Raw genomic sequence first — 14,967 nt, 5'->3', positions numbered from 1 at the left:
AAAAAATATGGATTATCACTTAACGCTTAACTGGCCCGAGTTTATTGAACGCTACTGGCAAAAACGCCCGGTGGTTCTGAAACGCGGATTCAGCAATTTTGTCGACCCTATCTCGCCTGACGAGCTGGCTGGTCTGGCCATGGAAAACGAAGTCGACAGCCGTCTGGTCAGCCACCAGGACGGGAAATGGCAGGTTAGCCACGGTCCTTTCGAAAGCTACGATCACCTCGGTGAAAACAACTGGTCGCTGCTGGTGCAGGCGGTCAACCACTGGCACGAGCCGACTGCTGCCTTAATGCGCCCGTTCCGCGCCCTGCCCGACTGGCGCATGGACGATCTGATGATCTCCTTCTCCGTGCCGGGCGGCGGCGTAGGTCCACATCTTGACCAGTACGACGTGTTCATCATTCAGGGTACGGGCCGCCGCCGCTGGCGCGTGGGTGAAAAAGTGCCGATGAAGCAGCACTGCCCGCATCCTGACCTGCTTCAGGTTGACCCGTTTGAAGGGATTATCGACGAAGAGCTGGAGCCGGGTGATATTCTCTACATTCCGCCGGGATTCCCTCACGAAGGCTACTCCCTGGAAAACTCACTCAACTACTCCGTGGGGTTCCGCGCGCCAAGCGGCCGCGAGATGATCAGCGGATTTGCCGACTACGTTCTGCAACGCGAGCTGGGCAGCTATCGTTACAGCGACCCTGATGTGCCTGCACGCGAGCATCCGGCGGATATTCTGCCAGAAGAACTCGATAAGCTGCGCGGCATGATGCTGGATCTGATCAACGAGCCGGAGCACTTCAAACAGTGGTTTGGTGAGTTTATCAGCCAGTCTCGTCATGAGCTGGACGTTGCGCCGCCGGAGCCGCCGTATCAGGCTGACGAGATTTATGATGCGCTTCAGCAGGGCGACAAGCTGACGCGTCTGGGCGGGTTGCGCGTGCTGCGCATTGGTGAAGAGGTGTTCGTCAACGGCGAGAAGCTGGACTCTCCGCACCGTCCGGCGCTGGAAGCCATTGCCAGCCATCTGGTGCTGACTGCCGACACCTTTGGCGATGCGCTGGAAGATCCTTCCTTCCTCGCGATGCTGGCCGCGCTGGTCAACAGCGGGTACTGGTTCTTTGAGGACTGAGTCGCCTTAATTCCCGGTGGCGCTTCGCCACCGGGCTTTTCTTACCGCTTCGCGGTCAACTCCGCTATCCGCACTATCACCTTCACCGCTTTTTCCATCCCCTCCAGCGTCACGAACTCATGCTTACCATGGTAGTTGTAGCCACCGGTAAACAGGTTCGGGCACGGCAGCCCCATAAACGACAGCTGAGAACCGTCGGTGCCGCCGCGAATCGGCTTCAGCTGCGGTTCAATATCGCAGTCGCGCATCGCCTGCTGGGCGATATCGAGAATATGCGGATGCGCCATCACCTTCTCGCGCATGTTGTAATAGCTGTCTTCAATGATCAGCTCAATATAGCAATCAGGGTGTAACCCTTTACCGACCTTCTTGGCGATCTCCATCATCTTGCGCTTGCGCGCCTCAAAGGCTTTGCGGTCGAAATCGCGGATGATGTAGTGCATCTGCGCGCTGTCCACGGTGCCTTTGATGCTGGTCAGGTGATAGAAACCTTCATACCCTTCGGTCTGTTCAGGGCTCTCTTCCGCCGGGACTTCTGCATGAATTCTGGACGCCAGCGACAGCGCGTTCACCATGACGCCTTTCGCCGAGCCGGGGTGAACGTTGTTGCCGACAATTTTGATCGTGACGAACGCGGCATTGAAGTTTTCATACTCCAGTTCACCGACGCCGCCGCCGTCGACGGTATAGGCCCACTGCGCGTTAAAAGCTTCCACGTCGAAGTGCTTCGCGCCCTTGCCGACCTCTTCATCCGGCGTAAAGGCCACGCGGATATCGCCGTGCGGGATGTTTTTGCCCTTCAGCACCGCCAGCGCCGTCATAATTTCCGCGATACCCGCCTTGTCATCCGCCCCCAGCAGCGTTTTACCGTCGGTGGTGATCAGCGTCTGGCCCAGCAGCTGGTGCAGCACGGGGAACATCACCGGCGAGAGCACCTCTTCGCCAATGCCCAGCGCAATATCGCCGCCGCGGTAATTTTCCACAATCTGCGGGTTCACATGTTTACCGCTAAAATCCGGAGAGGTGTCGACATGGGAGATAAAGCCAATTGCCGGAATATCACCCTGGACATTCGCCGGCAGCGTTGCCATCACAGTGCCTTTTTCGCTTAACGTGACGTTGACCAGCCCCATGGCGTCAAGCTGCTCTTTAAGCAGGTTTAATAACTTCCACTGGCCTTCAGTGCTCGGCACCTGGCGAACACCCGGCTTAGATTGGGTATCCAGCGAAACGTACTGTAAAAAACGCTCAAGTAATTTATCCATGCAGTCACCCTCACTTTTCGTGACAACATTATCAATAAGCATCAAAACGCAAATATTGCGTCAGGTCACTTTTATCCCGCAAACGAGAATATTTTCCGTTTATATGGTTATGCGTTAGTAAATGTAGCTTATGAATCAGTGACAAGGTTTGGCGATCGCAGGGGATTGCCGTAGAATGTCCGCCCTCATTACGAGTCACCAAGGTGGTTACACACAAACCCCGCTTCAGTCTGCTGCCTGAGGCGTCTATATGGGACAGCGCAAAAATTGAATACACAATCCCGTTCACGTTCACCGCTGGTGCAACTGGAACGAATTCGTAAAAGTTTTGATGGTAAAGACGTTATTTCCGACCTCACTCTGACCATCAATGACGGTGAGTTTCTGACGCTGCTTGGCCCCTCGGGCTGCGGCAAAACAACCGTACTGCGCCTTATCGCCGGGCTGGAAAGCGTCGATAACGGCCATATCCATCTTGAAAACCAGGACATCACCCAAGTTCCTGCCGAAGATCGCCACGTCAATACCGTCTTTCAGAGCTACGCCCTGTTCCCGCACATGACCGTGTTTGAAAACGTGGCGTTTGGCCTGCGGATGCAAAAAACCCCGGCGAATGAGATCGAACCGCGCGTCACCAACGCCCTGCGCATGGTGCAGCTTGAGACGTTTGCCCAGCGTAAACCCCATCAGCTTTCCGGCGGCCAGCAGCAGCGCGTGGCCATCGCCCGCGCCGTGGTCAACAAGCCGCGCCTGCTCCTGCTGGATGAATCCCTCTCCGCGCTGGATTACAAGCTGCGCAAGCAGATGCAGAACGAGCTCAAAGCCCTGCAGCGCAAGCTCGGCATTACCTTTGTCTTCGTCACCCACGATCAGGAAGAGGCCCTGACCATGTCCGACCGCATCGTGGTAATGCGCGACGGCAAAATCGAGCAGGACGGCACGCCGCGCGAAATCTACGAAGAGCCGAAGAATCTGTTTGTCGCCAGCTTCATTGGCGAGATCAATATCTTCGACGCTACGGTGATTGAGCGTCTGGACGACCAGCGCGTGCGCGCCAGCGTCGAAGGACGCGAGTGTAATATCACGGTGAATTTCCCCGTCGAAAAGGGACAAAAGCTCAACGTTCTGCTGCGCCCGGAAGATCTGCGCGTCGATGAAATTCACGGCAATACCGAGGCCGAAGGGTTAATCGGCTATATCCGCGAGCGCAACTACAAAGGGATGACGCTGGAGTCCGTTGTCGAGCTGGAGAACGGCAAGATGGTGATGGTCAGCGAGTTCTTTAACGAAGACGACCCTGACTTCGACCACTCTCTCGACCAGAAAATGGTTATCAACTGGGTAGAAAGCTGGGAGGTTGTGCTGGCTGATGAAGAACACAAGTAAATTCCAGAATGTGGTGATCGCCACGATCGTCGGTTGGCTTGTGCTGTTTGTCTTTTTGCCCAACCTGATGATCGTTGCCACCAGCTTTCTGACCCGCGACGACGCTAGCTTCGTTTCGCTGGTCTTTACGCTGGACAACTACGCGCGCCTGCTCGATCCACTCTATTTTGACGTGCTGCTGCACTCGCTCAACATGGCGCTGATTGCCACCCTTGCCTGTCTGGTGCTGGGGTATCCTTTCGCATGGTTCCTCGCGGGCCTGCCGCAAAAGGTGCGACCCCTGCTGCTGTTTTTACTGATTGTTCCCTTCTGGACCAACTCGTTAATCCGCATCTACGGGCTGAAAATCTTCCTTAGCACTAAAGGCTATCTCAACGAGTTTCTGCTGTGGCTGGGGGTGATTGATACGCCGATCCGCATCATGTTTACCCCGAGCGCGGTGATTGTCGGCCTGGTCTACATCCTGCTGCCGTTTATGGTGATGCCGCTCTACTCCAGCATCGAGAAGCTGGATAAACCGCTGCTGGAGGCGGCAAAAGATCTGGGCGCTAACAAGCTGCAGACCTTCATCCGCATTATTATCCCGCTGACCATGCCGGGCATTATCGCGGGCTGTCTGCTGGTAATGCTCCCGGCGATGGGTTTGTTCTACGTGTCGGATCTGATGGGCGGCGCGAAAAACCTGCTGATCGGTAACGTGATCAAGAGCCAGTTCCTGAACATCCGCGACTGGCCGTTCGGCTCCGCGACCAGCATTACGCTGACGGTGATCATGGGCCTGATGCTGCTGGTCTACTGGCGCGCCTCACGCTTGCTGAATAAAAAGGTGGAACTCGAATGATCGGTCGACTGCTTCGCGGCGGTTTTATGACCGCCATTTATGCCTATCTCTATATCCCGATCGTTATTTTGATCGTGAACTCGTTTAACAGCTCACGCTTCGGGATTAACTGGCAGGGCTTTACCACCAGCTGGTACAGCCTGCTGATGAACAACGACAGCCTGCTGCAGGCCGCGCAGCACTCGCTGACGATGGCGATCTTCTCCGCCACCTTCGCGACGCTGATTGGCTCGCTCACCGCCGTGGCGCTGTACCGCTATCGCTTTCGCGGCAAACCGTTCGTCAGCGGCATGCTATTTGTGGTGATGATGTCGCCGGACATCGTAATGGCCATTTCGCTGCTGGTGCTGTTTATGCTGCTGGGCGTACAGCTTGGCTTCTGGTCGCTGCTGTTCTCGCACATCACCTTCTGCCTGCCGTTTGTGGTGGTGACCGTCTTCGCGCGCCTGAAAGGGTTCGACGTGCGCATGCTGGAGGCGGCGAAAGATCTGGGTGCCAGCGAGATGATCATCCTGCGCAAAATCATCCTACCGCTGGCGATGCCCGCCGTGGCGGCCGGATGGCTGCTTAGCTTCACCCTGTCGATGGATGACGTGGTCGTGTCCTCCTTCGTCACCGGTCCGAGCTATGAAATTCTGCCGTTGAAGATCTATTCCATGGTGAAAGTCGGCGTCTCACCGGAGGTGAACGCGCTGGCGACCATTCTGCTGGTGTTTTCGCTGGTTCTGGTGATTGCCAGCCAGGTTATTGCTCGTGATAAAACAAAATCTCAGGGGACAATGAAATGAAAAAAATGCTCGCCGCTGCGGCGCTGGTGCTTGGCATGGGTGCCGCGCACGCTGATGACAGCAAAACGCTCTACTTCTACAACTGGACCGAATACGTGCCGCCGGGCCTGTTGGAACAGTTCACAAAGGAGACGGGCATCAAGGTTATCTACTCGACCTACGAGTCGAATGAAACCATGTACGCCAAGCTGAAAACCTACAAAGACGGCGCGTACGATCTGGTCGTGCCTTCCACCTACTTTGTCGACAAAATGCGCAAAGAGGGCATGATCCAGAAGATCGACAAAACGAAGCTAACCCATTTTTCAAACCTCGATCCAGAGATGCTCAACAAGCCGTTCGACCCCAATAACGACTACTCCATTCCGTACATCTGGGGGGCAACCGCGATTGGCGTGAACAGCGATGCCGTCGATCCGAAAACGGTGACAAGCTGGGCCGACCTGTGGAAACCAGAATACAAGGGTAGCCTGCTGTTAACCGACGACGCGCGTGAAGTGTTCCAGGTCGCGCTGCGCAAGCTGGGCTACTCGGGCAACACGACGGATCCCAAAGAGATTGAAGCGGCGTATAACGAGCTGAAAAAGCTGATGCCTAACGTGGCGGCGTTCAACTCTGATAACCCGGCAAACCCGTATATGGAAGGCGAAGTGAATTTGGGGATGGTGTGGAACGGCTCCGCGTATGTCGCCCGCCAGGCCGGGACGCCGCTTGAGGTGGTCTGGCCGAAAGAAGGCGGGATCTTCTGGATGGACAGCCTTGCGATCCCCGCCAACGCGAAAAATGTTGAAGGGGCGCACAAGCTGATTAACTTCCTGCTGCGCCCGGACGTGGCGAAACAGGTTGCCGAGACGATTGGCTACCCGACGCCAAACCTCGCCGCACGCAGGCTGCTGAAACCTGAAGTGGCTAACGATAAATCGCTCTACCCGAATGCCGAAACCATCAGCAAAGGTGAATGGCAAAACGATGTCGGTGACGCCAGCCGCCTCTACGAAGAGTATTACCAGAAATTAAAAGCGGGCCGATAAACGGTATCGCGTTCTTCCTCACGCCGTACGTGCGGCGTGAGGAGAATTAACTGACCGCATTCTCCCCAGCCCAGATCGTCGCCTTTCTCATCGCCTCAACCACATCCTCATCCGACAAACCCAGCGCCTGACGAACCCGGGTCGCCTCGTCCCACTGCTGCTGTTCATAGTATCGGCACAGGCTCACCATATCGGCTAACCGTCCCTCCTGATGGCACAGGGCATTGCTCACGCTCTGCGGGACCGCAATTTGCTTCATCAACTCGGCCATCGGCTGTTCGAGGAGGGTATCCAGCAGAGAAAACAGGCCGCACATGAAGGCATTTTCAGCCAGCGCCGGTTCGTTCATCGTCCCGGCTATCAGCTCGCAGAACTTGCCGCGCATCATGCTCAGCGGATAAAGCTCGCTGACGGTGTCATTGCCTGCGCTCGCCAGGACCACGACGGCAACAAACCGTCTCAGCTGATTTTCTCCAAGGTATCTGAGAACTTCGCTCAGGGTTAACTTGCTGAAATTACAGGCACCGATATGTTTAAATGCGGTGTGTTTCATGTAGCGCATAATCTTATAGGACAGAGTGAGATCGGTTTTAATCAACGACTCGACGATCCGAAAATCAGGCTTATTGCGCCCAACCTCCATTTGCAGCCGAAAAATTGCCAGCTGATTTTGCGATAGCCGTTTATATTTAATGACCTCCGGACGGCAGAAAAAATAGCCCTGAAACAGCGAGAATCCCTCTTCCCTGTATTGGCTGAATTCCTCTTTAGTCTCAATTTTTTCAGCGAGATATTTAATATGCCCGGTTAAATGTTTACGCTCTTTCAGATACTGTTTAATTTGCGCTAAGGTATAATTTCTGACGTCAAATTTCAGTATTGAAATATAGGGTAAAAAAGCATCCCATTCTGGAGCAAGGGTGAAATCATCAAGCGCAAACTGATAACCATCCGCACTCATCTCCCTGACGGCCTGCAACAGCTCCGCTCCCGGCACAGCATCTTCCAGGATCTCAATGACCACGCTCTCTTTATCCAGCGCTTCTCCACTGCGGTCTATGACCATCCGCGAAGGGAAATTAATAAACGACGTATGTGCCCCGGCGATGCGCTGAGACGGCACGCATAAAAACTGATCTGATATCATCCTGGAGGTGGCATATTCCGCCGACACGTCCGGAAAACGGTTTGTCATCCCATCTCTGAAGAGCAGCTCATAGGCCACCGTCTTCATCTCAGGGTTAAAAATGGGTTGTCGCGCAATAAATCCGTACATATCCCATCCTCCTCTACAACTTTATATTTATTAGCATCCTCTTTCTACACGACGATAACGAGCTTTATCGAGCACTATTTTGATTGAATGCACAAAATAAAAGCATCCACACTAATTAACTGGATTTACAAATCAAAATTTAAATTAAATATCCCTGGCGCTCTACAGAAAGAGGAGAAAATATCCGATAAGGAATATGTGCCTGCCCGACATGCACGATATTACGGGAGATGAGAATGAAAGACGCCGTGGTCCAAAGAAAAAAAATAAGAGTCAAGACGTTGATGCTATTGTCCATTTTCCTCACCGTAACGGTGGGCTTTACGGCAACGATCGGGTTTATGATGTGGCAGTGGATGGCACAGCAGGAGGTTCTGGCCAAAAAGCATATCCGCCAGATTGCCGAGGTGCAAGCGTTGCAGGTCAGTAAACAGCTGGATTCTGCCCTGACTGCCGCCCGGGATATGGGCAACAGCGCCCTGGCGCTGCGCGAGGCGGGCGTGACCGATCGCCAGAGCCTGAACCAGCTGCTCATCCACTACCTTTTGGCTCACCCGCAGTTTCTCTCCATGTCGATGGCCTTTGAGCCTAACGCGTTCGACGATAAAGATGCCGTCTGGGCCGGTCAAAGCGGTGAAGATCCTGCCGGGCGCTACGCCCGCTACGTTGACCGGGACGCCACCGGCAAACCGGCATTACACCTGCTGACGGACATCGAAACGCCCGGCAGCGGCGATTATTATCTGCTGCCGAAACAACGCCATAAAGATGTGATCATCGAACCCTATATCTATCCCTACAACGGCGTGGACGTGATGCTCACCTCGATTGCCGCCCCCATCATGCGTGACGGTCAGTTTCTGGGCTCGGTCACCTCTGACTTCTCCCTCGCCACGCTGCAGTCGACGATCGGCGCGATTAAACCGTGGAACGGCACGGGCTATGCCCTGCTCCTCTCCGCAGGTCATAACGTGGTGTCCAGCCCGGACAAGCGCGCGGCGGGCAAGCCTTACGCCGGTCAGATTGCCGGTCATGACGTCACCCGCATTAACGATCCGCTGCTGAAGGAGGACGTGTTTATCACCTGGCAGGACATCGCCGTCGGTAACAGCCAGACGCCGTGGAAACTTGCCATTATCACGCCGGTCAGCGAAGTGATGGCCGAAGCGCGCGCATTTTTACTGAAAGCCATCATCATGATGGTGCTAAGCATCGTGGCGGTTAGCCTGGTCATGGCACAGATCTTCACCCGCAAAGTTGACCGTCCGGTTGGGGGAGAACCTTCTGAGGCCGCCGGGATCGCTCTGGCCGTTGCCCGGGGAGACCTGAACAACACCATCCCGGTGCGTTCCGGAGATACCCACAGCATTTTTTACGCCCTGCACACCATGCAGATGCAGCTCAAGCGCATCGTCGACAATATCAGCGAAGCCAGCCACTCCGTGCACGGCGGCACCAGCGAAATTTCGGCGGGCAACCTTGACCTCGCCTCGCGAACCGAGGAACAGGCGGCTGCGATTGTTGAAACGGCAGCCAGCATGGAAGAGATTTCGGTCACGGTGAAGAATAACGCCGACAACGCCCACAAGGCGACCACGCTGACCGATCGCGCCGCGAGCCTCGCCGGGCATGGCGAAACGCTGGTGAACGACGTGGTCGTGGTGATTGGGGAGATTGATGAGAGCGCGCGTAAGATCGGCGAGATTAACAGCATTGTCGATGGCATCGCCTTCCAGACCAATATCCTGGCGCTGAATGCTGCCGTTGAAGCGGCACGGGCTGGCGAACAGGGGCGCGGCTTCGCGGTAGTCGCTGGGGAAGTGCGCAATCTTGCCCAGCGAAGCGCTAACGCGGCAAAAGAGATCTCTCAGCTGATTGCCGAGTCCTCAGGGCGCGTCAGCAAAGGCGTTGAGCTGGTCAATGAAACCGGCGTGATGATGAAACAGGTGATTGAAGCGGTGTCGCATGTGCATCTGGTCATCAACGATATCGTTCAGGCGCTGGACGAGCAAAATCGCGGGATTAGCCAGGTCAGCACCGCCGTTAACCAGATGGACAGCACGACCCAGCAGAACGCCTCTCTGGTTCAGCAGATCTCTGCGGCGGCGCTCTCGCTGGATGAGCAGGCTAAATCGCTCGAGAAGACGCTGGCGTTCTTCCATTCATAAATAAAAAGGCACCCGCTGGACGGGTGCCTTTTAGGCGATTGCCGTTACAGCCCTTTCAGCAGCTTGTCGACAAACTCCGGGACGACCGTGCTTGCCAGACCGTAGTGTTTCTCTTCAAACTCGCTGCCCACCTGGCTTGGCTCAAGGTTGAGTTCTACCGTATGCGCACCGTGCAGTCGCGCTTCGTGGACAAACCCCGCCGCCGGATAAACATGACCGGATGTGCCGATGGCGATAAACACGTCGGCCATCGCCAGCGCGCTGTAGATATCATCCATTCCCAGCGGCATTTCGCCGAACCAGACCACGTGCGGACGCAGGCGCGACGGGAACTGGCAGCAGTGGCACTTATCCTCTGGCAGCACGTCCTCTTGCCAGTCCAGCACCTGACCGCTCCAGGCGCAGCGAACCTTGAGCAGCTCGCCGTGCATGTGGATGATGTTCCTGTTACCGGCCCGCTCGTGCAGGTTGTCGATATTCTGCGTCACCAGCAGAAAACGATCGCCCAGCGCCTCTTCGAGCTTCGCCAGCGCCAGATGGGCCGCATTCGGCGCGACGTCAGGCTGCTGAAGCTGACGGCGGCGGGCGTTGTAAAACGCCTGCACGAGATCCGGATCGCGGGCAAAGCCTTCCGGCGTGGCTACATCCTCCACGCGGTGCTCTTCCCACAGCCCGTCCGCCGCGCGGAAGGTTCGAATTCCTGACTCGGCGGAGATCCCCGCCCCGGTCAGCACCACCACTCTGGGTTTATCCATCGCTTCTGGCATCATTCTGTCTCTGAAAAAGATCCGCTGGCGCAAGCGCTCACGCAAGCGGCGTTTGTTTTTGCGAAAACGGCTGAGTCGACCCTGGCGACGCGACAGCATAGAAACCTCGTAAACTAATCGGTGAGATGAAGGAATGCGGCTCCGCGCATGCCTCCTGCGTCCCCGTGTCGCGCGCGTTCAATACGCGGCACGCGGGCAACCGGCAATAAATGTCGGGGCAAACGCCCGGACAACCGTTCCGTAATCGCGGTAAAGTTTGAAAGCCCTCCCCCGATCACCAGCAGATCCGGGTCGACGATGGTGAGAATATTTCCCAGACACACCGCCAGCAGATCCAGATAGCGCTCGACGTGCTCACGCGCCTGCGCATCCCCTTGCTCCCACAGGGTAATGATTTGAGGGGCCTCAAGTTTCTGATGATAGAAGTGTTCGTAAAGCCATGCAAACCCGCGGCCGGAGAGGGTGTTCTCAATACAGCCGTGCTGGCCGCAGCCGCAGCGAGTCAGCGGGAAATCGCGCCCCACTACCTCCAGGGCATCCACCGGGAGACGGATATGACCAAACTCGCCGGTGATGTAGCTGCGCCCGGTGATTGGCTTCCCGTTGATCACAATTCCCCCGCCGACGCCGGTACCGAGGATCAGCCCCATCACCAGCGGATACTGACGGAACTCATCGTCCCAGGCTTCGGAGAGCGCAAAGCAGTTAGCATCATTGTCTAAACGCACGTCGCGTTCAAGGAGGGCAGAGAGATCGGCGCGGAGCGGTTTACCGCTGGCGGCAGGCACGTTGGCGGCATACAGCGTGCCGTCGTCGGTTTCGGGCATACCCGGAATGCCGATGCCGACGCTGCCTTTCACGCCAAAGCGTTCATCGGCCTGCGCCACCAGCGCGGCAATCGCGGTTAAAAATTCGTCATAGCTTTCGCGCGGCGTGGGAACGCGGGTTTCCCACTGCAGCCTGAGGTCTTTATCAAACACGCCTAGCGCAATCTTGGTGCCGCCAATATCAAATCCGTAATACATAACGCATTCCTCTTTTAACCTGGCGGCCAGAAAGCCGCTAGATCATGACGTAATTACTGGCCACTTAATACCCTCGCCGGATCAATTCGGCTTGCGCGACGCGCCGGATACCAGCTTGCCAGCAGACTCAGTAAAAGTGCTGTAACCAGCACATAAAAAACGTCCAGCCAGTGCAGTTCAGACGGCAGGAAGTCAATAAAGTAGATATCACCCGACAGGAACTGGTGACCAATAAGCTTTTCGATCCCGTTGATAATGGGGGTCAGCTGCAGGGAAACCACCACGCCAATCACCACGCCGCACAGGCTGCCGAACAGCCCCGCCAGCAAACCGTACCAGACGAAGATGGCGCGAATAAGACCATCTTTCGCCCCCAGCGTACGCAGCACGGCGATGTCGCCGCTCTTGTCCTTGACCGCCATCACCAGCGTCGAGACGATATTAAAGCACGCCACACCAATCACCAGCACCATCGCCAGATACATGATGGCGCGGATCATCTGGATATCACGGTACATATAGCCGTAAGTGCCGATCCAGCTTTTGATGTAGACATAGTTATTGGTCACGCTGCCCGCGTCGCGAACCAGTTTGTTGGCGTTAAAGACATCGTTCACCTTGATGGCAATGCCCGTCACGCTGTCGGCCATGTCGAGATACTGGCGCGCATCCTCCATCGGCACCATCGCAAAGCTATGGTCAAGCTGACCGCTCAGCTGAAGAATACCGGTGACGTGCAGGCGCACGCGCTTAGGCTGCTGCAGCTTGTGGTCGGCGCTGGCGTTCGGGATCATGATCGACACCCAGTCGCCCTGCTTCACCTTCAGGGCATCGGCCACGCCTTTACCCATGATGATCTGCTGCTCACCGGCCTTAAAGTTGGCCCACGCGCCGTTCTGCACATAGTTTGGCAACGCGCTGAGACGCGCTTCCTGGGCGGGGTTGACCCCTTTCACCTGAATGGCGCGCAGGTTTACCCCGCTCTCCACCAGCCCGGTAAAGTTAATGTAGGGCGCGGCCGCGGCAATGCCCGGCACCTTTTCGACTTTGGCGAGCGCATCGCTCCAGTTCGTCCACGGCTGGTTAACCGGCTCGATCTCCCCGTGCGGCACTACCGCCAGAATGCGGTTATTCAGCTCGCGCTCAAAACCGTTCATGGCGCTCAAGCCGACAATCAGCACCGCCACACCGAGCGCAATACCGATGGTCGAGATGACGGAGATCAGCGACACCATGCCGCCGCGACGGCGGCCGCGGCTAAAACGTAAACCGATGAGTAACGATAACGGTGACGCCATTACTCTGCTCCCATCAGGGTCAGTTCCGCGTTCAGATGGCCGTCGCGCATCTCAAGCTGACGCCCCATGCGTTTTGCCAGCTGCAGATCGTGGGTTACGACCAGAAACGCGGTGCCCTGCGAGGCGTTCAGCTCGCCCAGAAGCTGGAAAATACTGTCCGCATTGCGGGCATCCAGGTTACCGGTAGGCTCATCCGCCAGCACCAGACGCGGGTTGTTGACCAGCGCACGGGCAATCGCCACGCGCTGGCGCTCGCCGCCGGAAAGCTCAGAGGGACGATGGTTACCGCGATGGCCCAGCCCTACCGCTTTCAGCATGTCACTGGCGCGGGCGTTAATTTCTGCCGGTTTCTTTTTGCCAATCAGCAGCGGCATCGCCACGTTTTCCAGCGCCGTGAAATCCGGCAGCAGGTGGTGGAACTGGTAGATAAAGCCCAGCTCGCGGTTACGCAGCTCGGCCTTAGCCGCGGAGGACATTTTGCTCATCGGCTGGCCGGAGAAAATCACGTCGCCGTTAGTTGGCGTATCCAGCCCGCCCAGCAGATGCAGCAGCGTGCTTTTACCCGAGCCGGAGCTGCCGACAATCGCCATCATCTCGCCTTCGCCCACGCTGAAGCTCACATTGTGCAGCACGTCGGTTTGCACAGTGCCTTCCTGATAGCGTTTGGACAGGTTGTCGCATTGCAACAGGATCTTATTCATAACGTAAAGCCTCAGCGGGTTGAGTGGCGGCAGCGCGCCAGGAAGGATAAAGCGTAGAAAGCAGCGCAATGGCCATCGCGGCCAGCGCAATACCGACCACCTGCAGCGGCTCGATAGCCACCGGCAGCGCCGCGCCGTCGAGCAGGGCGCCGATGATCGGCATTAAGTTATTAAGCTGGCTGGCAAGCAAGGCCCCCAGTACGGCGCCGAGCAGCGCGCCGATGATGCCTGCGCTGGCCCCCTGCACCATAAATACCGCCATGATCTGGCGCGGCGTGAGCCCCTGGGTTTGCAGAATGGCGACTTCGCCCTGCTTCTCCATCACCATCAGGCCCAGCGAGGTAATGATGTTAAATGCGGCCACAGCCACGATCAGGCTCAGCAGCAGCCCCATCATATTTTTTTCCATCCGCACGGCCTGGAACAGTTCGCCTTTACGCTCGCGCCAGTCCTGCCATTTGGTGCCGTCCGGCAGTTTTTGCTGGCTGAGGGTATCGACCTTCAGCGGCGCATCGAGCCACAGGCGCCAGCCGGTAATATTCCCTGCCGGGTAGCGCATCAGGCGTGAAGCGTCCTGAATGTTAACCAGCATCTGATAGCCATCGACTTCGCTGTTGGCGGCAAAGGTACCAATCACGTTGAACAGACGCTGGCTTGGCAGGCGCCCCATCGGCGTAAACTGGCTGGCAGAAGGCACCATCACGCGCAGCTGGTCGCCACGGTTGACGCCAAGCTGGCCGGCAAGCTGTTCGCCCAGAATCACGTTGTATTTTCCGGCTTCCAGATCGGTCTGCTTCACGTTAACCAGATACGGCGTCAGCGGATCGTTTTGCGCCGGGTCGATACCCAGCATCACGCCGACCGCCACGCTGCGGGCGCTTTGCAGCACCACGTCGCCGGTCGTCAACGGCGCGACGCGCGTGACGCCCTGTAACTTCGCCGCGCTTTCCGGCAGCTGTTGCGGGTTAACCGAACCGTTGGATGATGAGAGAACGGCCTGCGGCATCAGCCCCAGGATGTTGTTTTGCAGCTCGCGTTCGAAGCCATTCATGACGGAAAGCACCGTCACCAGTGCCATCACGCCAAGCGTAATGCCAATAGTCGAAAGCCAGGAGACAAAGCGACCGAATCGGTCCGCGGCGCGCCCACGCATGTAACGTAAGCCTATGAAGAGTGCGACAGGTTGATACATGAAATCCGTCTGTTTGCTGATAGCAGACCCACGAGTATATAAGCGAATCCGTTAAGCGTAAATGACTGAAACAGTAAGCTTTGGTAATCATTCTTCCGAA

General features: G+C 56.6%; 13 protein-coding genes. 6 read left to right on the top strand and 7 right to left on the bottom strand.

Going from position 1 to position 14,967, the window contains the following annotated elements:
• The first annotated feature begins 7 nt into the window (after positions 1-7).
• The gene (locus UR289_RS04145; protein ID WP_023311180.1) at positions 8-1,129 is read left to right on the top strand and encodes a cupin domain-containing protein; all 1,122 of its coding nucleotides are present in this window, start codon (positions 8-10) and stop codon (positions 1,127-1,129) included.
• A gap of 41 nt (positions 1,130-1,170) precedes the next feature.
• On the opposite strand, the gene pepT is transcribed toward UR289_RS04145, so the two are convergent.
• Complete coding sequence (gene pepT / locus UR289_RS04140; protein ID WP_320709188.1) at positions 1,171-2,394, bottom strand: peptidase T; 1,224 nt, start codon at positions 2,392-2,394, stop codon at positions 1,171-1,173.
• Positions 2,395-2,631: 237 nt separating this feature from the next.
• Here pepT and potA point away from each other — a divergent pair, with 237 nt between their 5' ends.
• From potA to potD, 4 genes are read left to right on the top strand one after another with little or no spacing between them, the layout of a single operon-like run.
• On the top strand, positions 2,632-3,780 hold the full coding sequence (gene potA, locus UR289_RS04135) for a spermidine/putrescine ABC transporter ATP-binding protein PotA (protein ID WP_320709360.1): 1,149 nt from the start codon (positions 2,632-2,634) through the stop codon (positions 3,778-3,780).
• Complete coding sequence (gene potB, locus UR289_RS04130; RefSeq protein ID WP_033145229.1) at positions 3,764-4,621, top strand: spermidine/putrescine ABC transporter permease PotB; 858 nt, start codon at positions 3,764-3,766, stop codon at positions 4,619-4,621. The genes potA and potB overlap by 17 nt, the downstream gene beginning before the upstream one ends.
• Positions 4,618-5,409, top strand: coding sequence for a spermidine/putrescine ABC transporter permease PotC (potC, locus tag UR289_RS04125; RefSeq protein WP_029739855.1), 792 nt, complete (start codon positions 4,618-4,620; stop codon positions 5,407-5,409). The genes potB and potC overlap by 4 nt, the downstream gene beginning before the upstream one ends.
• Positions 5,406-6,440, top strand: coding sequence for a spermidine/putrescine ABC transporter substrate-binding protein PotD (gene potD, locus UR289_RS04120; RefSeq protein ID WP_320709187.1), 1,035 nt, complete (start codon positions 5,406-5,408; stop codon positions 6,438-6,440). The genes potC and potD overlap by 4 nt, the downstream gene beginning before the upstream one ends.
• Positions 6,441-6,486: 46 nt before the next feature.
• Here potD and UR289_RS04115 read toward each other — a convergent pair whose 3' ends face one another.
• Positions 6,487-7,716, bottom strand: a complete 1,230-nt coding sequence (locus UR289_RS04115) for an EAL and HDOD domain-containing protein (protein WP_320709186.1) — start codon at positions 7,714-7,716, stop codon at positions 6,487-6,489.
• A 236-nt stretch (positions 7,717-7,952) separates the two neighbouring features.
• On the opposite strand from UR289_RS04115, the gene UR289_RS04110 reads away from it, so the two are divergent.
• Positions 7,953-9,884: a methyl-accepting chemotaxis protein gene (locus UR289_RS04110; protein WP_320709185.1), complete on the top strand. Its 1,932-nt coding sequence runs from the start codon at positions 7,953-7,955 to the stop codon at positions 9,882-9,884.
• A gap of 44 nt (positions 9,885-9,928) precedes the next feature.
• Here the strand turns inward: UR289_RS04110 and cobB are convergent, their stop codons facing one another.
• From cobB to lolC, 5 genes are read right to left on the bottom strand one after another with little or no spacing between them, the layout of a single operon-like run.
• Complete coding sequence (cobB, locus tag UR289_RS04105; RefSeq protein WP_320709184.1) at positions 9,929-10,750, bottom strand: Sir2 family NAD+-dependent deacetylase; 822 nt, start codon at positions 10,748-10,750, stop codon at positions 9,929-9,931.
• Positions 10,751-10,764: 14 nt separating this feature from the next.
• The gene (gene nagK, locus UR289_RS04100; RefSeq protein ID WP_214578979.1) at positions 10,765-11,676 is read right to left on the bottom strand and encodes an N-acetylglucosamine kinase; all 912 of its coding nucleotides are present in this window, start codon (positions 11,674-11,676) and stop codon (positions 10,765-10,767) included.
• A 53-nt stretch (positions 11,677-11,729) separates the two neighbouring features.
• Positions 11,730-12,974, bottom strand: coding sequence for a lipoprotein-releasing ABC transporter permease subunit LolE (lolE, locus tag UR289_RS04095; RefSeq protein WP_032657985.1), 1,245 nt, complete (start codon positions 12,972-12,974; stop codon positions 11,730-11,732).
• Entirely contained in the window at positions 12,974-13,675 is a 702-nt protein-coding gene (gene lolD / locus UR289_RS04090; RefSeq protein ID WP_008500772.1) for a lipoprotein-releasing ABC transporter ATP-binding protein LolD, read from the bottom strand. The genes lolE and lolD overlap by 1 nt, the downstream gene beginning before the upstream one ends.
• Entirely contained in the window at positions 13,668-14,867 is a 1,200-nt protein-coding gene (gene lolC, locus UR289_RS04085) for a lipoprotein-releasing ABC transporter permease subunit LolC (protein WP_032668182.1), read from the bottom strand. Before lolC ends, lolD begins: the two co-directional genes overlap by 8 nt.
• Positions 14,868-14,967 lie beyond the last annotated feature (100 nt).

The sequence above is a fragment of the Enterobacter sp. 302C9 genome (assembly GCF_034106085.1).
Taxonomy (GTDB): domain Bacteria; phylum Pseudomonadota; class Gammaproteobacteria; order Enterobacterales; family Enterobacteriaceae; genus Enterobacter; species Enterobacter asburiae_B.
This window is presented reverse-complemented; position numbering and strand designations above follow the sequence as displayed.